21 protein-coding genes and 1 pseudogene are annotated in these 25,101 nt (G+C 73.3%); 21 read left to right on the top strand and 1 reads right to left on the bottom strand.

The window, feature by feature from the left end; genetic code table 11:
* The first annotated feature begins 10 nt into the window (after positions 1–10).
* The 14 genes and pseudogenes from RB146_01970 (at position 11) to lipA (ending at position 15,130) form a co-directional block, all read left to right on the top strand.
* Positions 11–1,255: a cysteine desulfurase gene (locus RB146_01970; protein MDQ7827746.1), complete on the top strand. Its 1,245-nt coding sequence runs from the start codon at positions 11–13 to the stop codon at positions 1,253–1,255.
* On the top strand, positions 1,255–1,719 hold the full coding sequence (locus RB146_01975; protein MDQ7827747.1) for an SUF system NifU family Fe-S cluster assembly protein: 465 nt from the start codon (positions 1,255–1,257) through the stop codon (positions 1,717–1,719). The genes RB146_01970 and RB146_01975 overlap by 1 nt, the downstream gene beginning before the upstream one ends.
* 4 nt (positions 1,720–1,723) lie before the next feature.
* Positions 1,724–3,634 carry a transketolase gene (locus tag RB146_01980; protein MDQ7827748.1) on the top strand — a complete coding sequence of 637 codons (1,911 nt, stop codon included), beginning with the start codon at positions 1,724–1,726 and terminating at the stop codon, positions 3,632–3,634.
* 87 nt (positions 3,635–3,721) lie between these two features.
* Complete coding sequence (locus tag RB146_01985; GenBank protein MDQ7827749.1) at positions 3,722–4,309, top strand: NADH-quinone oxidoreductase subunit B family protein; 588 nt, start codon at positions 3,722–3,724, stop codon at positions 4,307–4,309.
* Positions 4,310–4,337: 28 nt separating this feature from the next.
* Positions 4,338–5,441: an NADH-quinone oxidoreductase subunit D gene (locus RB146_01990; protein ID MDQ7827750.1), complete on the top strand. Its 1,104-nt coding sequence runs from the start codon at positions 4,338–4,340 to the stop codon at positions 5,439–5,441.
* Positions 5,441–5,929 carry an NADH-quinone oxidoreductase subunit I gene (locus RB146_01995; GenBank protein ID MDQ7827751.1) on the top strand — a complete coding sequence of 163 codons (489 nt, stop codon included), beginning with the start codon at positions 5,441–5,443 and terminating at the stop codon, positions 5,927–5,929. The genes RB146_01990 and RB146_01995 overlap by 1 nt, the downstream gene beginning before the upstream one ends.
* A gap of 46 nt (positions 5,930–5,975) precedes the next feature.
* Entirely contained in the window at positions 5,976–6,617 is a 642-nt protein-coding gene (locus RB146_02000) for an NADH-quinone oxidoreductase subunit C (protein MDQ7827752.1), read from the top strand.
* Between the two features lie 191 nt (positions 6,618–6,808).
* The gene (locus RB146_02005) at positions 6,809–8,368 is read left to right on the top strand and encodes a molybdopterin-dependent oxidoreductase (GenBank protein ID MDQ7827753.1); all 1,560 of its coding nucleotides are present in this window, start codon (positions 6,809–6,811) and stop codon (positions 8,366–8,368) included.
* Positions 8,369–8,393: 25 nt separating this feature from the next.
* The gene (locus tag RB146_02010; protein ID MDQ7827754.1) at positions 8,394–8,810 is read left to right on the top strand and encodes a DUF2203 domain-containing protein; all 417 of its coding nucleotides are present in this window, start codon (positions 8,394–8,396) and stop codon (positions 8,808–8,810) included.
* Between the two features lie 75 nt (positions 8,811–8,885).
* Positions 8,886–10,361 carry a dihydrolipoyl dehydrogenase gene (locus tag RB146_02015; protein ID MDQ7827755.1) on the top strand — a complete coding sequence of 492 codons (1,476 nt, stop codon included), beginning with the start codon at positions 8,886–8,888 and terminating at the stop codon, positions 10,359–10,361.
* 78 nt (positions 10,362–10,439) lie between these two features.
* Positions 10,440–11,456 (top strand): annotated as a pseudogene (locus RB146_02020) (thiamine pyrophosphate-dependent dehydrogenase E1 component subunit alpha).
* A gap of 207 nt (positions 11,457–11,663) precedes the next feature.
* The gene (locus RB146_02025; protein MDQ7827756.1) at positions 11,664–12,647 is read left to right on the top strand and encodes an alpha-ketoacid dehydrogenase subunit beta; all 984 of its coding nucleotides are present in this window, start codon (positions 11,664–11,666) and stop codon (positions 12,645–12,647) included.
* A gap of 35 nt (positions 12,648–12,682) precedes the next feature.
* Positions 12,683–14,152 carry a dihydrolipoamide acetyltransferase family protein gene (locus RB146_02030; protein MDQ7827757.1) on the top strand — a complete coding sequence of 490 codons (1,470 nt, stop codon included), beginning with the start codon at positions 12,683–12,685 and terminating at the stop codon, positions 14,150–14,152.
* The gene (gene lipA, locus RB146_02035) at positions 14,153–15,130 is read left to right on the top strand and encodes a lipoyl synthase (GenBank protein MDQ7827758.1); all 978 of its coding nucleotides are present in this window, start codon (positions 14,153–14,155) and stop codon (positions 15,128–15,130) included. It begins immediately after the preceding gene.
* A 2,112-nt stretch (positions 15,131–17,242) separates the two neighbouring features.
* Here the strand turns inward: lipA and RB146_02040 are convergent.
* Positions 17,243–18,268, bottom strand: a complete 1,026-nt coding sequence (locus tag RB146_02040) for an NAD(P)/FAD-dependent oxidoreductase (protein MDQ7827759.1) — start codon at positions 18,266–18,268, stop codon at positions 17,243–17,245.
* 413 nt (positions 18,269–18,681) lie between these two features.
* On the opposite strand from RB146_02040, the gene moeB reads away from it, so the two are divergent.
* From moeB to RB146_02075, 7 genes are all read left to right on the top strand, one after another.
* Positions 18,682–19,854, top strand: a complete 1,173-nt coding sequence (moeB, locus tag RB146_02045) for a molybdopterin-synthase adenylyltransferase MoeB (protein ID MDQ7827760.1) — start codon at positions 18,682–18,684, stop codon at positions 19,852–19,854.
* Between the two features lie 17 nt (positions 19,855–19,871).
* The gene (locus RB146_02050; GenBank protein MDQ7827761.1) at positions 19,872–21,053 is read left to right on the top strand and encodes an alcohol dehydrogenase catalytic domain-containing protein; all 1,182 of its coding nucleotides are present in this window, start codon (positions 19,872–19,874) and stop codon (positions 21,051–21,053) included.
* Positions 21,044–22,042 (top strand): alcohol dehydrogenase catalytic domain-containing protein, encoded by a 999-nt coding sequence (locus tag RB146_02055; GenBank protein ID MDQ7827762.1) that lies wholly within the window; start codon positions 21,044–21,046, stop codon positions 22,040–22,042. Before RB146_02050 ends, RB146_02055 begins: the two co-directional genes overlap by 10 nt.
* 158 nt (positions 22,043–22,200) lie before the next feature.
* On the top strand, positions 22,201–22,608 hold the full coding sequence (locus tag RB146_02060; GenBank protein ID MDQ7827763.1) for a cupin domain-containing protein: 408 nt from the start codon (positions 22,201–22,203) through the stop codon (positions 22,606–22,608).
* Between the two features lie 117 nt (positions 22,609–22,725).
* Positions 22,726–23,115, top strand: a complete 390-nt coding sequence (locus tag RB146_02065; protein MDQ7827764.1) for an iron-sulfur cluster assembly accessory protein — start codon at positions 22,726–22,728, stop codon at positions 23,113–23,115.
* Positions 23,116–23,244: 129 nt separating this feature from the next.
* Positions 23,245–23,502 carry a NifU family protein gene (locus RB146_02070; protein ID MDQ7827765.1) on the top strand — a complete coding sequence of 86 codons (258 nt, stop codon included), beginning with the start codon at positions 23,245–23,247 and terminating at the stop codon, positions 23,500–23,502.
* A 95-nt stretch (positions 23,503–23,597) separates the two neighbouring features.
* Positions 23,598–25,070 (top strand): RtcB family protein, encoded by a 1,473-nt coding sequence (locus RB146_02075; GenBank protein ID MDQ7827766.1) that lies wholly within the window; start codon positions 23,598–23,600, stop codon positions 25,068–25,070.
* Positions 25,071–25,101 lie beyond the last annotated feature (31 nt).

Here is a 25,101-nt window from a genome sequence, read left to right on the forward strand (position 1 = left end):
GCGACGACCCATGATCCCGCCCCGCGTGCGCGAGGACTTCCCCCTCCTGCGGCAGCGCATGCACGGCAAACCGCTCATCTACCTGGACAGCGCCGCCACCTCGCAGAAGCCGCAGGTCGTGCTGGACGCCCTGCGCACGTACTACGAGACCATCAACGCCAATGTCCACCGGGGCATCTACGCCATCGCCGAGGCGGCCACGGAGCGCTACGAGGCCGCGCGCGCCCGCGTCGCCGCCTTCATCGGTGCCGCCCGGCCCGAGGAGGTCGTCTTCACCCGCGGCACCACCGAGGCCATCAACCTGGTGGCCTACGCCTGGGGTCGCGCCAACGTGGGCCCGGGGGACGAGATCCTCCTCACGGAGATGGAGCACCACAGCAACCTGGTGCCCTGGCAGTTGCTCGCAGCCGAACGGCACGTTCGGCTGCGCTTTGTCCCCTTCGACGAGCAGGGACGCCTGGTGCTGGACGCCTTCGACCGCCTGCTCAGCGAACGGACCCGGCTCGTGGCCGTGACCCACCAGTCCAACGTGCTCGGCACCATCAACCCCGTGGCGGAGATCGCCCGGCGCGCCCACCGGGTCGGGGCGCTGGTGCTGGTGGACGGGGCCCAGAGCGTCCCGCACATGCCGGTGGACGTCCGCCAGCTCGGGTGCGACTTCCTGGCCTTCTCCGCCCACAAGATGTGCGGGCCGACCGGGGCGGGGGCCCTGTGGGCGCGCTACGAGCTGCTGGAGGCCATGCCCCCCTTCCACGGGGGCGGCGAGATGATCATGCTGGTGCAGCTAGAGCGCTCCACCTACAAGGACCCGCCGCACAAGTTCGAGGCGGGGACGCCCAACATCGCCGACTGCATCGCCTGGGCCACCGCCATCGACTACCTGGAGGGGGTGGGCATGGCGGCCATCCGCGCCCACGAGCGCGAGCTCACCGCCTACGCCCTGGGGCAGCTGCGCGAGGTGGAGGGGCTGCGCCTCTTCGGCCCGGAGCGCGTGGAGGAGCGCGGCGGGGCCATCGCCTTCGACCTGGCCGGCGTCCACCCCCACGACGTGGCCCAGGTGCTCGACCAGGAGGGCATCGCCGTGCGCGCCGGGCACCACTGCGCCCAGCCGCTCCACCGCCGGCTCAACCTGCCGGCCACGGTGCGGGCCAGCCTCTACCTGTACAATACGCCGGAGGACATCGACGCCCTGGTGCGCGGGCTGGAGACGGTGCGCCGCCTCTTCCCGGCGCCCCGGGCCCCGGTGAGCGGCTGATGGGCCTGGAGGACCTCTACCGCGAGATCATCCTCGACCACTACAGCCGCCCGCGCAACCGCGGCCGGCTCGAGCCGGCCGACATCGTGGTCGAGGGGGCCAACCCCCTGTGCGGCGACGAGCTGGCCCTCACGGTGCGCGTGGCGGACGGGCGCATCAGCGAGGTGCGCTTCGAGGGGCGCGGCTGCTCCATCAGCCAGGCGTCCGCCTCGATGATGACCGAGGAGCTGCGGGGGAAAACCCTGGAGGAGGCGCGGGCGCTGGTGGCGGCCTTCCGGGCGATGATGCAGGGGCAGCCCTCCGCGCTGGACGCCACCGACCTGGCCGCGCTGCAGGGGGTGCGCAAGTTTCCCGTGCGGGTGAAGTGCGCCACGCTGGCCTGGGTGGCCATCGACCAGGGGATCCACGAGTACCAGCAGGGGCGGCAGACCGCCCGCGCCACCACCGAGGGGCCGGAGGGGTGAGGCGGTGAGCGGCTCCCGCGGCTGGGCCGAGGAGGCCCGCGCCCTGGCCCGGCAGCTGCGCGTCGACGCCATCCGCATGACCGCCCGCGCCGGCTCGGGGCACCCCACCTCGGCGCTCTCCGCGGCGGAGCTGGCGGCGGTGCTCCTGCTGCGCCACTTCCGCTACGACGTGCGCCACCCCGAGCGGGCCACCAACGACCGGCTGATCTTCTCCAAGGGCCACGCCACGCCGCTGCTCTACAGCCTGCTCAAGGCCGCCGGCGCCATCAGCGACGAGGAGCTCCTGACCTACCGCCAGCCCGGCAGCCGCCTCCAGGGACACCCGGTCCCGGTGCTGCCCTGGGTGGACGTGGCCACCGGCTCGCTGGGGCAGGGGCTGCCCGTCGCGGTGGGGATCGCGCTGGCCGGCCGCTACCTGGACCGCCTCCCCTACCGGGTCTGGGTGCTGCACGGGGACAGCGAGACCTCGGAGGGGTCGGTCTGGGAGGCGGTGGAGCACGCCGCCCACTACCGCCTGGACAACCTGATCGTCATCCTCGACGTCAACCGGCTCGGACAGCGCGGGGAGACGATGCTGGGGTGGAACCTGGAGGCCTACGCCGAGCGCGTCCGCGCCTTCGGCTGGCGGGCGATCCTCACCGACGGCCACGACGTCGAGGCCATCGACCGGGCCTACCAGGACGCCGTCGACGGCATCGGCAGCGGGCGCCCCGCCATGGTCATCGCCCGGACGGTCAAAGGGCGCGGGGTCTCCTTCATGGAGGACCGCGACGGATGGCACGGCAAGGCGCCGAAACCCGACGAGGCGGAGCGCGCCATCGCCGAGCTGGGCGGTCCCGCCGACCCCCCCATCGTGGTCGCGGTGGCCCCGCCCCCCGACGGCGCGCCGGCCCCGCCGCCGCCCGCCGCCCCACTGGCCCTGCCGGCCTACGAGGTGGGCCAGCCGGTGGCCACGCGCAAGGCCTACGGCGACGCGCTGCGGGCGGTGGGGGCGGCCGACCCGCGGGTGGTGGCCCTCGACGGCGAGGTGAACAACTCTACCTACGCCGAGGAGTTCGCCCGCGCCCACCCGGAGCGCTACTTCGAGATGTACATCGCCGAGCAGCAGATGATCGCCGCGGCGGTGGGGCTGCAGGTGCGCGGCTACAAGCCCTTCGCCTCGACCTTCGCCGCCTTCCTGACGCGCGCCTACGACTTCATCCGCATGGCCGCCATCTCCCGCGCCCACCTGCGCCTGTGCGGGTCCCACGCCGGGGTCTCCATCGGGGAGGACGGGCCCTCCCAGATGGGGCTGGAGGACCTGGCCATGATGCGCGCCGTCTTCGGCGCCACGGTGCTCTACCCGTGCGATGCCAACCAGACCGCCGCCCTGGTGGCGGAGATGGCCGGGCGGCCGGGCATCGTCTACCTGCGCACGACGCGCCTGGCCACGCCGGTGATCTACCGGCCGGGGGAGCGCTTCCCGGTGGGCGGCTCCCGGGTGCTGCGGCGCACCGACCGCGACCGGGTGACGGTGGTGGCCGCGGGCGTCACGGTGCACGAGGCCCTGCGCGCGGCCGACCGGCTGGCCCAGGAGGGGATCGCGGTGCGGGTGATCGACGCCTACTCGGTGCAGCCGCTGGACGCGGGGACGGTGCGCGAGGCGGTGCGGGCCACCGGCGGCCGGCTGGTGGTGGCCGAGGACCACTACCCGCAGGGCGGCCTGGGCGAGGCGGTGCTCAGCGCGCTCACCGAGCCGGAGGCGGATATTGGCCTCCCCCTCCAGGTGCGCCATCTGGCCGTGCGCAGGATGCCCGGCTCGGCTCCGCCGGCGGTCCAGCTGGCCGAGGCGGGCATCGACGCCGCGCACATCGCCGAGGCGGTGCGGGCCCTGGCCGCCGTCCCCGTGGAGTCCCCGCGCGCCGGCCGCAGCTGAAGCCCTCGGGCGTTTGACCCCTCAGGGGCCCGATGCTAGGATTTGGCTGGCTTTCAGCCAGCACACCGTGTGACTGAGGTCATCTCGATGGCCGACGCACCGCCGGAGATGGAGCGCACGCCCCCCGCCGTCCGCCCCAGCGGCCTGGCGCCCCTCGACCGCCTGATCGAGGTCGTGGACGTCCTGCCCGGGGGAAGCGTCCTGCTGACCAGCGTGGAGGCGGTGCTCAACTGGGGGCGGGCGGCCAGCCTCTGGCCGCTGACCTTCGGCCTGGCCTGCTGCGCCATCGAGATGATGGCGGCCTTCGCCGGCCGCTTCGACTTCGACCGCATCGGGGTGATCCCGCGGGCCACCCCGCGTCAGGCCGACCTCATCCTGGTCTCCGGGCGGGCCACCATCAAGATGGCCCCGATCATCCGCCGCCTGTGGGAGCAGATGCCCGAGCCCAAGTACGTCATCTCCATGGGCTCCTGCGCCACCTGCGGCGGCCCCTTCTACTACGACAACTACTCCATCCTCAAGGGCGTCGACACGGTCATCCCCGTGGACGTCTACGTCCCCGGCTGCCCGCCCCGGCCGGAGGCGCTCTACGAGGGGGTGCTGAAGCTCCAGGAGAAGATCCGCCGCGAGCCCTTCCTGCGGCGCCGCGCCGGGCTGGCCGCCCCGGCCGGCTGAGCGCCATGGCGCTGCGCACCTGATCGCCATGGCGCTGCGCACCGAAGAGCTCCTCCTCAACATGGGCCCGCAGCACCCGGCCACCCACGGCGTGCTGCGCATGATCGTCACCCTGGAAGGCGAGAACGTCGTCGAGGTCAACCCGGACATCGGCTACCTCCACTCCTCCGTGGAGAAGATGATGGAGTACCGCACCTACATCCAGAACGTCTCCCTGGCCGACCGGGGCATGGACTACCTCTCCGCCCTGGCCAACGAGGAGGCGTTGCTGCGGGCGGTGGAGACCCTGGGCGGGATCACCGTCCCCGAGCGGGCGCGCTGGATCCGCACCCTCATGCTGGAGCTGCAGCGGCTGGCCAGCCACCTGGTCTGGCTGGGGACGTGGGGCATCGACCTGGGGGCGACGACGGTCTTCCTCTGGTGCTTCCGCGAGCGCGAGCTCATCCTCGACCTCTTCGAGCACGCCACCGGGGGCCGGCTGCACCACAACTACTTCCGGCCGGGCGGGGTCTACGAGGACGTCACCGACGCGTGGCTCGGGCGCGTGCTGGACTTCTGCGACGTGATGGAGCGCCGCCTGGTCGAGTACCACGAGCTGCTGACCGGCAACCCCATCTTCGAGGTGCGCACCCAGGGGATCGGCGTCCTCTCCCGGGAGGACGCCATCCGCTTCGGGGCCTCGGGCCCGGTGGCGCGGGCGTCCGGGGTGGCCTTCGACGTCCGCAAGGCCTTCCCGTACGAGCAGTACGGCGAGGTCGAGTTCGACATCCCCGTGCGCACCGAGGGGGACAACTGGGCGCGCTACCTGGTGCGCATGGAGGAGATGCGCCAGGCGGTGCGCATCATCCGCCAGTGCGTGGCCCGGATGCCGGCGGGGGAGATCCGCGCCAAGGTGCCGGTGACGGTGCGCCTGCCCCGCGGGGAGGTCTACACGCGCATCGAGTCGCCCCGCGGGGACGAGGGGATCTACCTGGTCAGCGAGGGGGAGGAGCGCCCCTACCGGGTGAAGATCCGGGGCCCCTCCTTCAGCAACCTCTACGCCCTCACCCAGGTCATGCGCGGGGCGAAGGTGGCGGACCTCATCGCTATCCTGGGGAGCTGCGACATCGTGCTGGCGGACGTGGACCGGTGATGGCGACCGACGGGCGGCGCGGACTGGGCGTCCTGACCGAGCGGGTCGGGCAGGGGCTCCTGGGCCTGGCGGTGGGGCTGCGGGCCACCTGGCGGACACTGCTCGGTCCGAAGAACACCGTCCTCTACCCGATCAAGAAGGTGAACGTCAGCGAGCGCTGGCACGGGCTGCTGGCGCTGCCGGTCGACCCCGAAACCGGCAACGACCTCTGCATCATCTGCTTCCAGTGCGAGCGCGTCTGCCCCAGCCGCTGCATCCACATCGAGGCCACGGGGCGCGCCAAGGACCGCGTCCTCACCCGCTTCGACATCGAGATGGACAAGTGCCAGTACTGCGGGCTGTGCGTGGAGGTCTGTCCCACCGAGGCCATCGTCTTTACGCCGCACTACGAGGGGAGCACCTACAACCGCGACCGCCTCCGCTACGACCTGGAGGACCTGCGCCGGGCCGCCCCCAAGGAGCCCATCGCCCGCGGGGTGATCCGGTGACGGTGGCCATCCGGGACGCGACTCCCGCCGGGAGGGGCCAGCGGCGATGAGCTGGGAGCTGGTGCGCAGGCTGCGCGAACGCTTTCCCCAGGTGGAGCCCTTCCCGCACGAGGAGGCGGATGCGCCGCCACCTGCCGGTGAGGGCGCGCCGCCACCTCCGGCCGCACCCGCCCCCGGCCGCCCCGCACCCACCCGCCTGCCGCCCAAACCCCGGGCGGAGGAGAAGGGACCGGTCTTCCTCACGCCGGGTGCCTGGGTGCCCGCCCAGGACCTCTTGGCAGTGTGCCGCTTCCTGCGCGACGACCCCGCCTTCCGCATGGACTACCTCTCCTGGGTGACCGGCGTGGACTGGCCGCAGCGCGGCGAGCTGGAGGTCGTCTACCACCTCTTCTCGTTCACCCACGGCCACGAACTGCTCCTGAAGGTGCGGGTCCCCCGCGACGCCGCCCGGGTGCCGAGCGTCACCCCCATCTGGGACGGGGCCAACTGGCACGAGCGGGAGGCCTACGACCTGCTGGGCATCGTCTTCGAGGGGCACCCCGACCTCCGGCGGATCATGATGACGGAGGACTGGGTCGGCCACCCCCTGCGCAAGGACTACGTGTACGAAGACCCGCCCTGGCTGGTGGAGGTGGCCCGCCTCCGCCAGCAGGAGATCGAGGGGTTCGGCCTGGGCGAGCGGGCCTGAGCGCGCTGACGAACTGACGCCCCGCATCGGCGCACCCGCCGGCGCCACCGGACCGGATCGCCTCCAACCCGCACCGGCCCCGGTCCAGGCGGCTCAGCGCGTCCGGGCCCGTGCGCCCCCATGCAATCCGCACCCGGAGTTGCTATCGTGAGGGTGGTGGCCCACTGCCGGAGCGTCGCATGAGGTCAACCGTGGCCGGCCTGGTCGCAGGACTCCTCGCCGGGGTGCTGGCGGCTGTGGCGATGATGCAGGGGCTCTTCCTCGGCGGTGTGCCCGCCGTCCCCCTGGCCCTGTGGGAGCGCACCCTGCGGCTGCTGCCCATGGAGCTCTTCAGCGTCCTGATCGTCCGCCTGAAGTTCGCCGCCAAGCCGCTGGCCTTCTGGGGGATGCTCGGGGCCCTGGTCCTCCTGGCCGGCCTGCTCGGCCTGGCGGTGGCCCGGCCGGCCTGGCGCGGCCGCCCGCTGCTGCGGGCGGCCGTGGCGTTCCTGGCTGCCGCCGCCGTCCTGCTGGCGGTGGCGCTGGGGCCGGCGGCGGACGCGCTGGCAGCCCGGCTGGGCGCCCAGGGGTTGAGCCCGGCGCCCGGGGAGGCGGCCCGACGCGTCGCCCTGGCCGTGGCCGGCTACGCGGGGCTCTACGCGCTGGGCCTGCTGCTCCTGCTGCGGCTCTTCGAGGGGCGCCCGGAGCCGCGCGCGGCCCGCTCCGCTCCGCCACGCCCGGAGGTCACGCGCCGGGAGGTCCTGCACCGGTCCCTGGTCCTCGGGGCCACCGCGCTGGCCGGGACGGCGCTCGTGCGCCTCCTGACGGCCCTGGGGGAGGGGGCGCGCGTCGCCGCCCAGACCCTCTTCGACCGCATCCGCGGGCTGCCGCCCGAGGTCACGCCCAACGACCAGTTCTACGTGGTGAGCAAGAACCCGCCGGGCTTCGACCCGGACGTGGACGCCAGCCGCTGGCGGCTGGAGGTCACCGGCCTCGTGGGCAAGCCGCTGCGGCTCACGCTCGAGGAGCTCAAGGCCCTCCCGGCGGTGCGGCAGGTGCAGACGCTGGAGTGCATCAGCAACGAGGTGGGGGGCGACCTGATCAGCAACGCCTGGTGGCGGGGGGTGCGGCTGCGCGACGTGCTGGCGCTGGCGGGCGGGGTGAGCCCGAAGGCGGTGAAGCTGGCCTTCACCTGCGCCGACGGCTACACCGAGTCGCTGCCGGTGGTGGACGCCCTGCACCCCGACACGCTGCTGGTCTACGAGATGAACGGCGAGGCCCTCCCCCGGGCCCACGGCTTCCCCCTGCGGCTGCTGGTGCCCGGCCTCTTCGGGATGAAGAACCCGAAGTGGATCACGAAGATCGAGGCGGTGGACTACGACTTCCAGGGGTACTGGGAGCGCTCCGGGTGGAGCGACGAGGCCGTGGTGAAGACGATGTCCAAGTTCACGACGCCCACGGGACGGGCCAGCGCCAGGGTGGGGGAGGAGGTGGCCCTGGGCGGGGTGGCCTACGCGGGGGACCGGGGCATCCGCGCCGTGGAGGTCTCGGTGGACGACGGGAAGACCTGGCTGCCGGCCCAGGTGAAGCCGCCGCTGGGCAAGTATACGTGGGTGCTGTGGGCGGCGCTGTGGAAGCCGACCGCCCCCGGGCAGTACACGTTGAAGGTGCGGGCCCGCGACGGGGTGGGCGTCCTGCAGACCGCCCGGGTCAGCCCGACGCTCCCCGACGGGGCGACGGGCTACCACACCATCCGCCTGACCGTGCGGAGGTGATCGCGTGGCGCGCCGGGAGGAGCCCATGCCGCGGTTCGTGACCTACGAGGAGGCGAGCCGGGCGCTGCCCGACGTGGAGCGCATCATCCGCCGGCTGCGGCGCGTGCGGGAGGAGGCCCTGGGCCTGCGCACCCGCCTGGAGGGGCTGTGGGCGGCGCTGGAGCGGGAGGAGGCCTCCCTGGAGACGATCGCCGCCGAGCAACGCCGGCTCGACGCCCTCCAGGAGGAGTTCGCCGCGCTGGTCGACGAGCTGGAGCGCCATGGCGCCATCCTGCGCGACCTCGACCTGGGCCTGGTCGACTTCCTCTCACTGGCCGGCCAGGTGCAGATCTACCTGTGCTGGCGGGTGGGCGAGGACGCGATCCGCTACTGGCACGGGCTGGCCGAGGGGTACGCGGGGCGGAAGCCCCTCTCCGCCCTCCCCGGTCGGCGCCGTCATTGACGTGGGGCCTGACCATGGCGGGGACGGCGGCAGCGCGGCACTGGCGCCGGAGCCTGCGCCCGGAGGAGCGTGCCGATGCCCGACCCGTATGACCTCGTGATCGTCGGCGGCGGGCCCGGCGGCTACGTCGGGGCGATCCGCGCGGCGCAGCTGGGCCTGCGCACCGCGCTGGTGGAGCGGGACAAGGTGGGCGGCACCTGCCTGCACTACGGGTGCATCCCCACCAAGGCGCTGCTGCGCACCGCCGAGCTCCTCGACGCCCTGCGCCACCCCGCCGAGATGGGCGTGCGCGCAGACGGCGTGGCCGTGGACCTCCCGGCCGCGCACGCCCGCAAGGCGCGGGTCGTGGACAAGCTGCACAAGGGCACCCAGTTCCTCATGCGCAAGCACGGGATCGACGTCTTCCACGGCGAGGCCCGCTTCCTCACCGCGCACGACCTGGCCGTGGCCCTGGCCGACGGCTCGGAGACGTCCCTGCGGGCGCATCACGTGCTGATCGCCACCGGCTCGGCACCCAAGAGCCTGCCGCACCTGCCGATCGACCAGGAGCGCATCCTGGACAGCACGGGCGTGTTGGCCCTCCAGGAGGTCCCGCGGCGCCTGCTCATCGTCGGCGCGGGGGCGGTGGGGGTGGAGTTCGCCAGCCTCTTCCGGGCCTTCGGGAGCGAGGTGACGCTGGTGGAGGTCCTCCCCACGCTCGTCCCGCTCGAGGACGAGGAGATCGGGCGGGCGCTGGCCCGCGCCTTCCAGCGCCGCGGGATCGCCGTGCACACCGAGACCACGGTGGAGCGCGTGGAGCGCCGGGGGGCAGAGCTCGTCGCCACGCTGCGCCGCGTCCGGACCGCGGGGGCGGTCCCGGCCGCCGGTCCGGGCCCGAGCGTCGGCGGGGACCAGGGCGCCGGGAGCGAACAGGGGACGGAGACGGTGCGCGCGGACTACATCCTGGTGGCGGTGGGCCGGGCCCCGGTGGTGCGCGAGCTGGCCCCGGAGGAAGCCGGCGTGGCCGTCGACGCGGCGGGCGTCGTGGTCGACGAGGACCTGCGCACCACCGTCCCGCACATCTACGCCATCGGGGACGTGGTGGGCACGCGCCGGCCCTACCGCCTGGCCCACGTCGCCTCCGACGAGGCCATCACCGTGGTCGAGCGCATCGCCGGCCACGACCCCGCGCCCATCGACTACCAGACCATCCCGCGCCCCACCTTCTCCATCCCCCAGGTGGCCACCATGGGCCTGAGCGAGCGGGAGGCCCGGGCGGCCGGCCGCGAGGTGCGGGTGGGCCGCTTCGCCTTCCAGGCCAACTCCAAGGCCGCCATCGAGGGGGAGACGGAGGGGCTGGTCAAGGTGGTGGTGGACGCGAAGGTGGGGGAGCTCCTGGGGGTCCACATGGTCGGGCCCGGCGTCACGGAACTGGTGGCCGAGGCGGTGGCGGTGCGGGCGCTGGAGGGGACCGTGCTGGAGCTGGGAACCGCCGTGCACGCCCACCCGACGCTGGCCGAGGCGGTGAAGGAGGCGGCCCTCGACGCGATGGGACGGGTGATCCACGCGTGAGGGCCGGGCCGGGCGGAGCGACACGGACAGGGAGCGGCGACGCGGCCCGCACCACGGGCCGTCCAGAGGGGGAGGCCTATGGCGCTGCGTGAGACCACGACCGAAGCGCGCGCAGTCCCGCGCCACCGGCTGCTGGGGCTGAGCGACCAGGACGTCCTGGACATGTACTACTACATCGCGCTGGCCCGGGCGCTCGACGAGCGCATGTGGGTGCTGCAGCGCTCGGGCAAGGCCATGTTCGTCATCTCCGGCCCGGGGCACGAGGGGTGTCAGGTGGGGGCGATGTGGCCGATGGACAAGGCCCGCGACTGGTTCGTTCCCTTCTACCGGTCCATCGCCGCCTGTCTCGTCAAGGGGATGACGCCCGCCGACATGCTCCTCGACCTGCTGGCCCGCGGCACGAGTCCGAGCAGCGGGGGACGGCAGATGCCCGGCCACTACGGCCACCCCCGCTACCGCATCCTCTCCACCAGCAGCCCCGTCGGCACTCAGTACCCCCACGCCGTGGGGATCGCCTACGCGGCGAAGCTGCGCCGCACTGGCGAGGTGACCATGGTGGCCATCGGCGACGGCGGCACCAGCCAGGGCGACTGGCACGAGTCGCTGAACTGGGCGGGAATCTACAAGCTCCCCATCCTCTTCGTGGTGGAGAACAACGGCTACGCCATCTCGGTGCCGCTGCGCAAGCAGGTGGCCGGCGGAGACATCGCCGCGCGTGCGGCCGGGTACGGCATGCCCGGGGTGGTGGCCGACGGCAGCGACGTGCTGGAGTGCTACCGGGTGGCCCGGGAGGCCTATGAGCGGGCCAAGCGGGGAGAGGGGCCGACCCTCATCGAGTACCGGGTGCAGCGGCTGGGCTCGCACAGCAGCGACGACCAGCAGGAGCGCTACCGGCCGCGGGAGGAGATCGAGGCGGCCCGGCTGGCCGACCCGCTGCGCACCTTCCGCGCCTACCTGGAGGAGGCCGGGGTGCTGGACGAGCGCACCGACCAGGAGATGATGGCGCGCATCAAGCGGGAGATCGACGAGGCCACCGACGCGGCCGAGCGCGCCCCGCTCCCCGACCCGGAGAGCGCCCGACACTACGTGTACGCGCCGCCGCAGGAGGACCCCGTCTACTGGAACCCGGCCACCCCGCCGCCGGGGGCGTGGCGCGACTCCCCGGACTTCTCCTGGCTGGCGCAGGCGCCAGCCGCGGCCCGTCCGGGCCCCCGCCCCGGCGCGACCGCCGCGGGGTCGTCCCCCGCGGGCGGAGAACCATCCGGCCGGCCGCCGTCGGGCCAGGCCTAGGGGGGAGCGACCGTGCCCGAGCTGCGTTACGTCGATGCCCTGAACCAGGCCCACCACGAGGAGATGGCCCGGGACGAGCGGGTCGTCGTCCTGGGCGAGGACGTCGGGCGCAAGGGCGGCGTCTTCGGCGTCACCATGGGGCTGTACGAGCGGTTCGGCGAGGACCGCGTGATCGACTCGCCGCTGGCGGAGTCCTCCATCGCCGGGGTGGCCATCGGCATGGCCGCCAACGGGTTGCTCCCCATCGCCGAGTTCCAGTTCGCCGACTTCATCCACCCGGCGTTCAACCAGATCGTCAGCGAGGCGGCGCGCATGCGCTACCGCTCCAACAACGGCTACGGCTGCCCGGTGGTCTTCCGCGCGCCCTACGGCGGCTCCCACGGCACCGCGCTCTACCACTCCCAGTCGGTGGAGGCCTTCTACGCGCACGTGCCGGGGCTGAAGGTGGTGGCTCCCTACACCCCGGCCGACGCCAAGGGGATGCTGAAGGCGGCCGTGCGCGACCCCGACCCGGTCCTCTTCCTGGAACACAAGCGGATGTACCGGATCGTCCGCGGCGAGGTGCCGGAGGGGGACTACGTCGTGCCCCTCGGCCCCGCGGCGGTCCGGCGGCAGGGTCGCGACCTGTCCGTCTTCGCCTTCGGCTGGATGCTGCACGAGGCGCTGGCCGCCGCCGAGGAGGTGGCCGCCGAGGGGATCGAGGCCGAGGTGGTCGACCTGCGGTGTCTGCGCCCGCTCGATCGGGAGACAATCCTCGCCTCCGTGGCCAAGACCAGCCGCGCCCTGATCGTCTACGAGGACAACCGCTTCATGGGCATCGGCGCGGAGATCGCCGCCCTCATCGCCGAGGAGGCGTTCGAGTCGCTGGACGCCCCGGTGATGCGGCTGGGCGGTCCCGACGTGCCCGGCATCCCCTTCTCCAAGCCGCTGGAGGAGTGGTTCACCATCGACCGGGCCAAGATCGCCGCCGCCATGCGCCGCCTGGCCGCGTACTAGGATGCGCCGCCTGGCCGCAGACAGAGGAGGGCCGCATGCCGGTTGAGGTGAGGATGCCCCAGCTGGGGGAGTCCACCTACGAGGGGACGATCGGCCGGTGGCTGAAGCGCCCCGGTGACCGGGTGGAGCGCTTCGAGCCGCTGGTGGAGATCATCACCGACAAGGTCAACGTGGAGATGCCCTCGCCCATCGAGGGGGTGCTGCGGGAGATCCTGGCGCAGGAGGGGCAGACGCTCCCCGTGGGGACCCCCATCGCCCTGATGGACGTTCCGGCCGGCCAGGAAGCCGCCGCCGCTGCCGCGGCCGCTCAGGCGGCCGGCCCGGCACCCGGCCCGGCCCCCGGCCCGGCACCCGCTGCAACCCCGACGGCTGCCACCCCTGGCGTGGCTCCGGCCCCCGCAGCCCCCGGCGGACCCGCCCCGGCCGCCCCAAGCGCTCCTGCGGCTCCACCTGGCGCACCTGCCGCGGCGGAGGCACGCGAGGCCGTCGGCGAGCGTCCCCGGCTCTCCCCCCTGGTGCGCCGCCTGGCCGAGGAACACGGCGTCCCGCTGACCGAGGTGACGCGGCTCCAGGGCAGCGGCGCGGGCGGCCGGGTGACCAAGGAGGATCTGCTCCGCTACATCGAAGCCCGCCGTGCCGCGCCCGCTACCGCCCCAGCCGCGGCGGCGCCCGCTGCCGCCGCCCCCGCCGGGGCTGCGCCCGCTCCGATCCCGCCCACCCCTGCGCCGGCTGCGCCCGCAGCGGTCCCTGGCGCGCCGCCGCCGGGCGTCCCCGCGCCGGTCCGGCCACCGGTCGCCGGTCCCCAGGACCGCCTGATCCGGCTCTCGCCGCTGCGCCGGACCATCGCCCAGCGCATGGCCCAGTCCAAGCGGGAGATCCCCCACGCCTACGGCGTCATCGAGGTGGACGTCACCGAACTGGTGCGCTGGCGCGAGGCGCACAAGGCCGCCTGGCGCGAGCGCCACGGTACGAACCTCACCTACACCGCCTTTTTCGTCCGGGCCGCCGCCGACGCCCTGCGCGCGTTCCCCGTCGTGAACAGCGTGTGGACCGACGAGGGGATCCTCCAGCGCGGCCACGTCCACATCGGGCTCGGCATCGCCGTGGAGGACGGCCTGGTCGTGGCCGTGATCCACGACGCCGACCAGAAGAGCCTGGCCGGCCTCGCCCGCGAGATCGAGGCCGTCGGGCGGCGGGCGCGCGAGGGGACGTTGACGCTCGAGGACGTCCAGGGGGCCACCTTCACCATCACCAATCCGGGCGTCTTCGGGTCGATCTGGTCGATGCCGGTGATCGTGCCCGGCCAGGCCGCCATCCTGGCCACGGACGCGATCGTCAAGCGCCCCGTGGTGCGGCAGGAGGCCATCGCCATCCGGGACATCATGCACCTGGGGTTGTCCTTCGACCACCGTGTCTTCGATGGGGCGGTGGCCATGCAGTTCCTGAACCACATCAAGGCCCGGCTGGAGGGCTTCCGGGCAGAAGGGCTGGTCACCGACTTCTAGATGGCGATCGCTCGCGACGGCTCCGCCGTGCCCGACGCGCAGACGTCGGAGCGCCCCCTCTACACCCTCGACCCGCAGGGGCGCGCCGTGCCGCTGCGGCGTCCTCCCTGGCTCAAGGTGCGCCTCCCCAGCGGGCCCAACTACCAGGCGCTCGTGGGGATCATGCGCACCCAGGCCCTCCACACGGTCTGCGAGGAGGCCCGCTGTCCCAACATCGGCGACTGCTGGGAGCGCCGCACCGCCACCTTCCTCATCCTGGGGAACATCTGCACGCGCAACTGCGCCTACTGCGCCATCGCCCACGGCCTGCCCAGCGAGCTGGACCTGGAGGAGCCCGAGCGGGTGGCGCGCGCCGTCCAGCAAATGGGCCTCCGCCACGCGGTGATCACCTCCGTGAACCGCGACGACCTGCGCGACGGAGGCGCGGCGATCTACGCGGAGACGATCCGGCGCATCCACGCCTACGTGCCCGGGTGCACCGTGGAGGTGCTCATCCCCGACTTCAAGGGCGATCCCGCCGCGCTCCACACTGTGCTGGAGGCCGGCCCCGAGATCCTCAACCACAACATCGAGAGCGTGCGGCGCGTCTTCGCCATTGTCCGCCACGGCGGCAACTACGACCGCTCGCTCCGGCTGCTGCGGTGGGTCAAGGAGTGGGGCTACACCTGCTTCACCAAGAGCGGGATCATCCTGGGCATGGGCGAGACCTGGGAGGAGGTCCTGCAGACGATGGACGACCTGCGTGCCGTCGACTGCGACGTCCTCACCCTCGGCCAGTACCTGCGCCCTGGCCCGGGCTACCACCCCATCGACCGGTACTACACCCCGGAGGAGTTCGCCGCCCTCAAGGCGGAGGGACTGCGGCGGGGCTTCCGGTACGTGGAGGCCGGTCCGCTCGTCCGCTCCTCATACCATGCCGACGAGCAGGCCCAGGCCGTCCTGGCGTACCGGAGCAGGCGCCCCGCCACCTCGGCGTAGCCTCCGCGCCTCGGCGTCGGCGCGGTCGGGTCATGGTCCCCAAGTCGGGTCACGGTTTTCAGGTCGGGTCAGGGTCCTCAGGGTGGATGGCTGTGCTCGCCAGGCCGGCCGGTCTGCGCAGCGGTCCTGCCGGGCTGATCAGGGCTCCGGGCAGGGGTGGTCGCCGGGGCCGAGCCTGCCTGCGCTGCTGAGGCCAACTGGGTCCGGGGCGGGGCCTGTTCGGCAGGTCCCGGTGTTAGGCGGCTCCGCCCTGGCCTCATGGCCCGATCCGCAGTCGCCCGATCCGCAGTCGCCCGTTCCGCAGTCGTCCGTTCCGCAGCCGTCCGCTGATCCGCAGCCGCGCGCTGATCCGCAGCCGCCCGCTGATCGCTCTGTTGGGACGGCCCTGAGCGCCGCGCGGGGGGCGGTCCGAAGATCTGGTCCGCCTCGTAGCCGTTGTGGGCGCGACAGCGGAGCTGGATGTTCTCCACGGTGGCCGGTCCGCCCAGGGCGTAGGGGCGGACGTGGTGGAATTCCAGGTATCCCCGTTCCGGGCACCGACGCCCGTCTGCACTGACGAACGCGCACTGGCCGCCGTCCCGTTCCCACACGACCCGACGGACAGCGGCCGGAATGTGACGCGAAGGCCCCGGTGGGAGTGTCGGTGCGCCGGGATTCGAAGCCGATGCGTCTCCGGGCGTGGGAGCGGTGGCGGCATGCGGCCGCACGATCCTTGCCGGGGGAGCCGCCGCCGGGGTGGTCCGGGCCGGCCCCGGCCGGAGCGGGGTGCCCACCCTCCGGCACATCAGCTCTCGCAGCAATGCGGTCAGGGCTCGGTCAAAGAGCTGGGCCAGGTCACCGCCGGGGATCTGGTGGCGCAGGAGGTCCTGGCACTGCTTCAGCTTGGCATAGGTCTCCGGGCCGGCCGTGAACTGGACACGGTAGCGCGTCGGCGCCAGGGGAGTGACAGCGCCCGATGGCCCGCCGCCGCAGCTGCCCGGCCTCAGAAACCGCGCGGGGCCGCCGGGTGGCGTCCCGGGTGGGACACGGTCTGTCTCATCTCCCGCGGGCGCGTGGGCGACCGGGGTGTCTCCAGCCACCCCTGCTGGAATCCCGTCGACGCCGAGCGTTGGACTCGGTGTCGGCGTCGGTGGCTGGCCTTGCTGAGGTGCTGGACCTCCGGGGACAGGGGACGCCAGACTTCCCGGGACGGAGCACTCTGGACCTCCCTGGACAGGCTGCACCGAATCTCCCAGGGCTGGGTGTGCCGAACCTCCCGGGGCTGGGTGCGCCGGCCCTCCCGGGGCTGGGAGACGGCGTACGGAGGCCGGGACGGGAGGGCGAGGCTGCAGGCGCGCCACCAGCGCTTCCACGGCCCGCTTGCTGGCCCCGCGCGCCTCGGCCAGCAGCGCCTGGAGGTTGGCAGCGGTGAGGTGCGGAGCCAGCAGGCTCAGCGTGGTGAGCGTCAGGTGCCCCCGGGCCAGTTCGCCGAGGAGGACGGGAAACCGACGCACCGTCCGGGCCGCCTGGATGCGGTGGTAGGCGGCGTACTCAGAGAGGTGCAAGGCCTGAGTGCAGTAGGCGAAGAGCGAGGGATACCCGTCCGCCAGGTGCAAGCGGCGAGCGTCCAGCTCGGCCAGGTAGGCGACGAGCAGGGTCGTGGCCCGGCGCTCGCGGCCCGCCAGCCGCTCGACCCGGCTGCGAAGGGCGCCATCAGGCAGGCGGGCGATGACCCGCAGCAGCCGCCCGGAATCCCTGGCTGGCGCGGAACCTCCTCGTGGCGCCGCGTCCTGATCGAGCGCGTGTGGGCGTGGTTGGGCTGACGGAGCTGGCGTGATCCCCAGGCCGCTCCCCTCCTCGGCACACTCTGCCTGGTTTTCCGTTATGAGTTATCGGCATGGGCTGGGCGTTTTCAGGGGGGGCAAGGCGGGCGAAAAATTTTCTTGGCCGGATTGGAGGCCGGACCGAACTTCGAGTTTACAGGGCAGGCGGGAACGCAGCGCCGCCCAGCCAGTCAGGCAGATTGGCGAGTCTACCGAACACACTACCGAACACAACTGGGTCCGGGGCAGGTAGTGTTCGGTCGTATCACGTGTGGCCGGGGCCACGGGGATGACATGGGCCCTTCCCTCATCACCCCGCCGATGCCCCGGCCGGGGTGGCCTTCTTCTCCTTCTGCTCCATGATCGTGCTGCTGTGTCCGGGGAAGACCTTCGCCCGCGGGTTGATGTAGGCGGCGGCGTTGTTCACCGCCGTGGCCGCCTCCCCAAAGCCCGTGGCGATGAGCTTGAGCTTGCCCGGGAAGGTGACGATGTCTCCGGCCGCGTAGATCCCCGGCCGGTTCGTCTCCATCTTCGTGTTCACCACGATGGAGTCGTCCTCAATCTGCAGCCCCCAGTGCTTGATCGGCCCCAGGTTGCTGATCAACCCGAGGAAGGCCAGCACCGCGTCGACCTCCAGGACCTCCTCCTGCTTCGTCCGGTTGTCGAAGATGACGGCCTCCCGCACCTGGTCGTCCCCGCGCAGCTCCTTCAACTCGTAGAAGAGCCGCACGGTGATGGGGGAGTCGAACAGCTTGCGCACGCTGTCCTCGTGGGCGCGGAACTGGTCCCGCCGGTGGATCAGGGTGATCTGCCGGGCGTAGGGGATCAGGCCCAGGGCCCAGTCGAGGGCCGAATCGCCGCCCCCGATGACCAGCAGCCGCTTGTCCCGGAAGTCCTCCTTGTTCTTGACGGCGTAGTAGAGCCCCTTGCCCATGTACCGGTCCAGTTCCGGGCGCTTGAAGGTCTTGGGGGTGAAAGCCCCGATCCCCGCCGTGATGATGGCCACCTTGGTGTAGTGGACCCGGCCGTCCGACCGCAGCGCCAGCGCCCGGTCCCCGACGTCCTCCACCGTCTGGATCTGCTCGTTCAGGAGGACCTCGGGGTTGTACTGCATCGCCTGCTCCACCAGGTTGCGCACCAGGTCCTTGCCGAGGATCTTAGGGAACCCGGCCACGTCGTAGATGTACTTGTCCGGGTAGAGGGCGGTGATCTGCCCGCCCAGGTCGGGCTGACTGTCCACGATCTTCGTGCGGAGCGAGCGAAAGCCGGCGTAGTAGGCGGCGAACAGGCCCGTGGGCCCCGCGCCGATGATCGTGACGTCGAAGAGATCGTCCATGACGCTCTGTGCCTCCCACTCAGGCTCCCACGGCCCCTCGAACCCGCAGGCCATGGGCCAGGCGAACACTGTATTCTACAGCATCTCTGCAGGGCGTCGGCCTCAGGCGTCCCGCCGGGCCGAGTTCTGCTGCCCGGCATCCCGCCGGGCCGAGCTCCGCTGCCCGGCCTCCCGCCGGCCCCCCAGCCCCTTATGCCCCGGGATTACCCCTCGGGAGCCACAGGGGGAGGACGGGAAGAGCCGGGGCCCGTCCTGCGTTGAATGACGATGCGTTGACAGCGCAGGACCCCTCGGTATCGTAAATCGTGGCGAGTCGCGCAGTGCGTGGTGAGCGGGCGACGCGCCCGCCCCGTCGACCGGTGAGGAGCGCGTGAGCAGCCCGGAGAGCAACCTGGTGGCATGAGGAGCGCAGCATGGCCGTAGAGACCCGGCGTCCTATCCTCTCCCGCGAGCAGATCGACCGCTACTCGCGCCAGCTCATCCTGGACGAGATCGGGGTGGCGGGGCAGCGCCGGCTGCTCGACAGCAAGGTCCTCGTCGTCGGCGCCGGGGGCCTGGGGAGTCCCTCCGCCCTCTACCTGGCCGCGGCCGGGGTCGGGACCATCGGGATCATCGACGGCGACCGGGTGGAGCTCAACAACCTCCACCGCCAGGTGATCCACCGCACCGCCGACGTGGGCGTCCCCAAGACCGAGTCGGCGAAGCGCACGCTCGAGGCGCTGAACCCCGACGTCACCGTGGTGCCGTACCAGACCACGCTCACCGCGGAGAACGCGCTCGAGATCATCGGGTCCTACGACCTGGTGGTGAATGGCAGCGACAACTTTCCCACCCGCTACCTGGTGAATGACGCCTGCGTCTTCCTGCGCAAGCCGCTGGTGGACGCGTCCATCCTGCGCTGGGAGGGGCAGGCCACCACCTTCCTGCCCGGCCGCGGGTGCTACCGCTGCCTCTTCCCCACGCCGCCGCCGCCGGGGACCGTGCCCTCGTGCGCGGAGGGCGGCATCCTGGGGGCGCTGGCCGGCTTCATGGGGACGCTGCAGGCCGCGGAGGCGGTGAAGGTCCTGCTGGGTGTGGGGGAGACGCTGGGCAACCGCCTCTTCATCTTCGACGCCCTGGCGATGGACTTCCGGCTGCTGCGCTGGGCCCGCAACCCCGACTGCCCCGTCTGCGGCGACCGGCCCACGATCACCGCGCTCATCGACTACGAGGCCTTCTGCGGCCTGCCCGGCCGCCACGCCGTCGCCGAGACCGACGGCGAGGTCCCCGAGGTGGAGCCGGCCGAGGCGGTGCGGCTGCTCGAGGCCGGGGCCCAGCTTATCGACGTCCGGGAGCCCTGGGAGTGGGCGCAGGCGCGCATCCCCGGCGCCGTGCTGATCCCCAAGGGGGAGGTCCGGCAGCGCCTCACCGAGATCGACCCCAACCGCCCGGTGGTGGTCCACTGCGCGTCCGGTGCCCGCAGCGCCGACGTGGTGAAGGTGCTGCGCGCGGCCGGCTACGGCAACGCCCGCAACCTGCGGGGCGGCATCATCGCCTGGTTCAACGAGCGCCTGCCCGTCGAGACGGCAGCTGAGAGGGAAAGCTGAGACGGGCAGCTGATCGGGTGGCAGCCGCCGGGGTGATGCGCCGGGCCGTCCTGCGCGCCCCCCGGCGGCTCGCCCTGGAAGACGGTCCCCTCCCGGCGCCCGGGCCCGGCGAGGTGCTGGTGCGCGTCCGCGCCGCGCTCACCTGCGGCACGGACCTGAAGACCTACCGGCGAGGGCACGCCCGCCTGGGGCCCGGGCCGTTCGGCCATGAGGCCGCTGGCGACGTCGTCGCCGTGGGCCCGGGCGTGGCGCAGGTGAGGCCCGGTGACGCGGTGATGTACGTGCCCACCGCGGGGTGCGGCCAGTGCGCGGCGTGCCGGCGCGGCGCCGAGAACCACTGTCCCCGCCTCTTTCAGGACATCGTGCTGGGCGCCTACGCCGAGCACGTGCTGGTGACGCCTCCGGTGGCGGCGCGGCACCTCTTCCCCAAGCCCCCGGAGCTGCGGTACACGGAGGCGGCCTTCCTGGAGCCGCTGGCGTGCGTGCTGCACGGCTGGCGGCGCCTGGGCCTGCTGGGGCGAGCTGACGGGTGGGCAGGCAATGGCGGGCCGTCCGTCGCCGTGGTGGGGTCGGGGGCCATCGCCTTCCTCTTCCTGCTCACGGGCCTGCGGTTGGGGCTGCGCCCGGCGGTGGTGGCGCGGCGGCGCGACCGGCTGGAGCTCGTGGCGGCGCTGGGGGGGCTGCCCGTCGACGTCTCGGGCGGCGAGGGCGGCGCGCATGGCCGGGGCGAGGCTGCAGGGCTCGGGAAAGCGCACCGGCGCGGGGCCCCAGGAGCTTCTGGATCCGAGACGGTGCGGCGCCATCTGGAGGGGGCGCTGGGCGAGGCCCCGGACGTGGTGGTGGAAGCCACCGGCAGCGCAGCGGTGTGGACGGCGGCGCCCGCGTGGGTGCGCAGCGGCGGGAGCGTCCTCCTCTTCGGAGGGCTGGCGCCCGGGGCCCGTGCCACCTTCGACGCCGCCCGCCTCCACTACGGCGAGGTGGACCTGGTCAGCGCCTTCCACTACACCTCGGATGACGTGGCCGAGGCGCGGCGGTGGCTGGCGGAGCGGCGCATCAACGTGGGCCCGCTCGTCACGGCGGTACGGCCGCTCGGGGAGATCGTGGAGGTCTTCCAAGAGCTGGACCGCGGGGCCCACCTGAAGGTGGCGATCGTCCCGGACGGGGCCGCTCCGCTCGCGGGAGAGCCCCCGTGGCCCTGACGCTGCCCACGCTCACGCGGGCCGCGGTCTACCACGGCGAGGGGGACGTCCGACTGGAGACGCGGCCGCTGCGACCTCCTGGGCCGGGTGAGGTCCTGGTGCGCGTCCGCGCCTGCGGGCTGTGCAGCGGCGAGACCATGGCCTGGTACATGGCGCGCAAGGCGCCGGTCCCGCTTGGCCACGAGCCGGTGGGCGAGGTGGCGGCGACAGGGCCGGGCGTCGAGCTCCCCGAAGGGACGCGGGTCTTCGTCCACCACCACGCGCCGTGCGGCGCGTGCCGGGCCTGCCGCCGCGGGGATGCCGTGCACTGCCCCACCTGGCGCCGGACCCGGCTGGAGCCCGGAGGGCTGGCCGACTATACCCTCGTCCCGCCTGAGATCGTCGCAGCCGACCTCCTGCCGCTGCCACAGGAGGTCGACGACGAGCGGGGGGTCTTCGTCGAACCGCTGGCCTGCGCGGTGAAGAGCCTGCGGCGGGCGGGATTGCGGGAGGGGGACCGCGTGGCCGTCGTGGGCCTGGGGGTGATGGGCCTCCTGCACGTGCTGGCGGCGCGGGCGTTGGGGGCGGCGGTGGTGGCGGGGCTGGACGTGCGCCCGGACCGCCAGGAGACGGCGCGCGCGCTCGGAGGCGACATCGACAAAGCGGTCCCGGGTGGGGGAGCCGACGTGGTCGTGGTGACCCCACCCAGCGTCGACGCCATCGCCACCGGGATGGCCTGCACGGCACCGGCGGGACGCCTCGTGCTCTTTGCCCCGCTCCCGCCCGGCGCCACCTTCCCCCTGGCGGTGCACGACCTCTTCTTCCGGGAGGTGTCGGTGATCCCCAGCTACTCCGCCGGGCCGGCCGACACCCGGGAGGCGCTGCGGCTGCTGGCGGCGGGGCTGCCCGTCGAGCGGCTGGTCACCCACCGGCTGCCGCTCGAGCGTGCGGCCGAGGGATACCGGCTGGTGGCGTCGGGCGACGCGCTGAAGGTGGTGGTGAGGCCGTGAGGAGGGTCCGGCGGCGGTCAGGCGGAGGAGGGCTGCGTCCGGAGCGGCCCGGACCGGCCGGGCGCCGGCGGGCACCCGCACCGGAGGGTGCCGCGTCCGCCCTCTACGCGTCCTCCTGTGAAATCCCGGAACCGGGCCTCCGGACGAGCCGGGTGCTGATGCGCTTCGACCCGGCCACCTTCACCTGGGAGGGCGTCCCCCCGCAGGCCTACAAGCCGGCCCGGGAGGCGGACCTCGCCTGGGAGGGGGTGACGCGCCACACGCTCATCGGCAGCGCCGGCGAGCCGGCCCGCTTCCACCTGCGCTACTTCGAGGTGGCGCCGGGCGGGTACAGCAGCCTGGAGCGCCACCGGCACGTGCACGCCGTGGTCGTCGTGCGCGGGCGCGGCGTGGTGCGCGTGGGCGCGGAGCGCTTCGAGGTGCGGCCGCTGGACGTGGTCTACGTGCCGCCGGGGGCGCCCCACCAGTTCCTCAACCCGGACCCGCGCGAGCCCTTCGGGTTCTTCTGCCCGGTGGATGCCGAGCGGGACGCCCCGCAGCCCGTGGCCGGCGCCTCCCGCGCGTAACCCGGGCGGGGTCTCCCGCCCGTCACCCGTGACTGGCGCACCGGCGCATCACCCGCGACGGGCGTCACCGACGCGCAAATTGACACCCCCTGCGGCGGGTGCCAGAATGGTCCTGTCATGGCCATCACCCAGGATCCGATCACGCTGACGCCCGCCGCCGCCGAGCGGCTGCGGGACCTGCTGGCCCAGGAGGCGCCCGGGACGGCTCTGCGGCTCTTCGTCACCCGCGGCGGGTGCTCGGGGTACTCCTACGGGATGACGCTCGACACCGAGGTCCAGCCCGGCGACCAGGTGGTCGAGCAGCACGGGGTGCGCCTCCTGGTGGACGCGCTGGCCGCGCGCCTGCTGCGGGGGGCCGAGATCGACTACCACCGCTCGGTGATGGGTGAGGGGTTTGCGGTGCGCAACCCCAACGCGGTGGCCACCTGCGGGTGCGGCCACTCCTTCACCACGGCGGAGGACCCCGGGCAGGCCGAACCCTGCGGGGAGGACGGGCGCGGCTGCTGACGGGCGCGGGCGGCGGCGCGGGCGAGGACTGCGACGGCGCGGGCGACGACTGGTGACGGGCGGCGGACGAGGGGGCGACGGATGGCGGAGACGGTGACGAGTAACGGGCCGGTGGCCGGGGCGGGGTCGGTGACCGGGGCTGCGCCGGCCACCGGGGCGGGGACGCGGGAGCGCGTCGAGGCCGTCCTGGAGATGATCCGGCCCTACGTCCAGGCGGACGGCGGGGACATCGAGCTGGTCGACATCGTCGAGGACATCGTCCAGATCCGCCTGGCCGGCGCCTGCGTGGGCTGCATGTACTCGATGATGACCCTGCAGGCGGGCATCGAGCGCATGCTCAAGGAACAGGTTTCGGAGATCAAGGCGGTCGAGGCCATCCCGTTCTAGGCGCGGCGCCTGCCCGGCGCGCCGCTGCGCCGTCCGCCCCTCATGGTGTGTCATGGGGGGCGTTTTTCGTCGGGGAGCGTCAGGGGGGAGAGGCGATGGAGACGCGGACGGCCACACCCTGGACACGCATCCTGCGCAAGGTCGACGACTACCGCTGGGAGATCCCGACGACCTACAAGCCCGGGATGCGCGTGCCCGGGCTGGTCTTCGCCGACGAGCGCCTGCTGCGGCAGATCGGGGAGGAGCAGGCCCTGGAGCAGGTGGCCAACGTGGCCACGCTGCCCGGCATCGTCGGCTGGTCCCTGGCCATGCCGGACATCCACTGGGGCTACGGCTTCCCGGTGGGAGGGGTGGCGGCCTTCGACCTCGACGAGGGGGTGATCTCGCCGGGCGGCATCGGGTTCGACATCGACTGCGGGGTGCGGCTCATCCGCACCAACCTGACCGAGGCCGACGTGCGCCCGCACCTGGAGGCCCTGGTGGAGGAGCTCTTCCGCGCCGTGCCGGCGGGGGTGGGCGGGACCGGCCGGGTGCGCCTGGACGGCCCCCGCATGGACCGGGCGCTCGGGCGCGGGGCGCAGTGGGCGGTGGCGGAGGGGTTCGGCTGGCCCGAGGACGTGGAGGTGATCGAGGCCCGCGGGGCCCTCGAGCAGGCCGACCCGGACAAGGTCAGCCCCGAAGCGAAGAAGCGCGGCCGCGCCCAGGTGGGCACCCTCGGCTCGGGCAACCACTTCCTGGAGGTGCAGGTGGTCGACCAGGTCTACGACGCCCGGGCCGCCGAAGTCCTGGGCCTCTTCCCCGGCCAGGTGGTGGTCTTCATCCACTGCGGGTCGCGCGGGCTGGGGCACCAGGTCTGCACCGACTACCTGCGCGTGGCCGAGCGGGCCGCCGAGCGCCAGTACCACATCCGCCTGGTGGACCGGCAGCTGGCCTGTGTCCCCTTCCGCTCCCGGGAGGGGCAGGACTACTTCGCGGCCATGTGCGCCGCCGCCAACTTCGCCTGGGCCAACCGGCAGCTCATCACCCACTGGGCCCGCGAGGCCTTCGCCAAGGTGTTCGGGCGTGACGCCCGGGAGCTCGGCATGGACCTGGTGTACGACGTGGCCCACAACATCGCCAAGGTCGAGCCCTACGAGGTGGACGGCCGCCGGGTGACGGTGTGCGTCCACCGCAAGGGCGCCACGCGCGCCTTCCCGCCGGGGCACCCCGAGGTCCCGGAGCGCTACCGCGCCATCGGTCAGCCGGTGCTCGTGCCGGGCGACATGGGCCGCTACTCCTTCGTCATGGTGGGGACCGAGACGGCGATGCAGCGCTCCTTCGGCTCCACCTGCCACGGGGCGGGGCGGGTGCTGGGGCGGCGGGCGGCGGTGCGGCAGCTGGCCGGGGTGGACGTGGCCGCGCGGCTGCGGGCCCAGGGCATCGTCGTGCGGGCCCAGGACCGCTCGCTCCTGGCCGAGGAGGCCCCCGACGCCTACAAGGACGTGGCCAGCGTCGTGGAGGTCTGCCACGCCGCCGGGCTGAGCCGGCGGGTGACCCGGCAGCGCCCCATCGGCGTGGTGAAGGGGTGAGACGACCGGGGCGGGCGGCGGTCCGCGCCCG

This window comes from Armatimonadota bacterium (assembly GCA_031081585.1).
In the GTDB taxonomy this organism is placed as follows: Bacteria; Sysuimicrobiota; Sysuimicrobiia; order Sysuimicrobiales; family Humicultoraceae; genus Geohabitans; species Geohabitans tengchongensis.

Excerpts from the sequence above, each read along its gene's own strand:
- RB146_02010 (MDQ7827754.1), top strand. The coding sequence starts at position 8,394 with ATGCCGCGGTTCGTGACCTACGAGGAGGCGAGCCGGGCGCTGCCCGAC.
- RB146_02015 (MDQ7827755.1), top strand. The coding sequence starts at position 8,886 with ATGCCCGACCCGTATGACCTCGTGATCGTCGGCGGCGGGCCCGGCGGC.
- moeB (MDQ7827760.1), top strand. The coding sequence starts at position 18,682 with ATGGCCGTAGAGACCCGGCGTCCTATCCTCTCCCGCGAGCAGATCGAC.
- RB146_01985 (MDQ7827749.1), top strand. The coding sequence starts at position 3,722 with ATGGCCGACGCACCGCCGGAGATGGAGCGCACGCCCCCCGCCGTCCGC.
- RB146_02075 (MDQ7827766.1), top strand. The coding sequence starts at position 23,598 with ATGGAGACGCGGACGGCCACACCCTGGACACGCATCCTGCGCAAGGTC.
- RB146_02000 (MDQ7827752.1), top strand. The coding sequence starts at position 5,976 with ATGAGCTGGGAGCTGGTGCGCAGGCTGCGCGAACGCTTTCCCCAGGTG.
- RB146_02030 (MDQ7827757.1), top strand. The coding sequence starts at position 12,683 with ATGCCGGTTGAGGTGAGGATGCCCCAGCTGGGGGAGTCCACCTACGAG.
- RB146_02040 (MDQ7827759.1), bottom strand. The coding sequence starts at position 18,268 with ATGGACGATCTCTTCGACGTCACGATCATCGGCGCGGGGCCCACGGGC.
- RB146_01975 (MDQ7827747.1), top strand. The coding sequence starts at position 1,255 with ATGGGCCTGGAGGACCTCTACCGCGAGATCATCCTCGACCACTACAGC.
- RB146_01970 (MDQ7827746.1), top strand. The coding sequence starts at position 11 with ATGATCCCGCCCCGCGTGCGCGAGGACTTCCCCCTCCTGCGGCAGCGC.
- RB146_02065 (MDQ7827764.1), top strand. The coding sequence starts at position 22,726 with ATGGCCATCACCCAGGATCCGATCACGCTGACGCCCGCCGCCGCCGAG.
- RB146_02060 (MDQ7827763.1), top strand. The coding sequence starts at position 22,201 with ATGCGCTTCGACCCGGCCACCTTCACCTGGGAGGGCGTCCCCCCGCAG.
- RB146_01990 (MDQ7827750.1), top strand. The coding sequence starts at position 4,338 with ATGGCGCTGCGCACCGAAGAGCTCCTCCTCAACATGGGCCCGCAGCAC.
- lipA (MDQ7827758.1), top strand. The coding sequence starts at position 14,153 with ATGGCGATCGCTCGCGACGGCTCCGCCGTGCCCGACGCGCAGACGTCG.
- RB146_01995 (MDQ7827751.1), top strand. The coding sequence starts at position 5,441 with ATGGCGACCGACGGGCGGCGCGGACTGGGCGTCCTGACCGAGCGGGTC.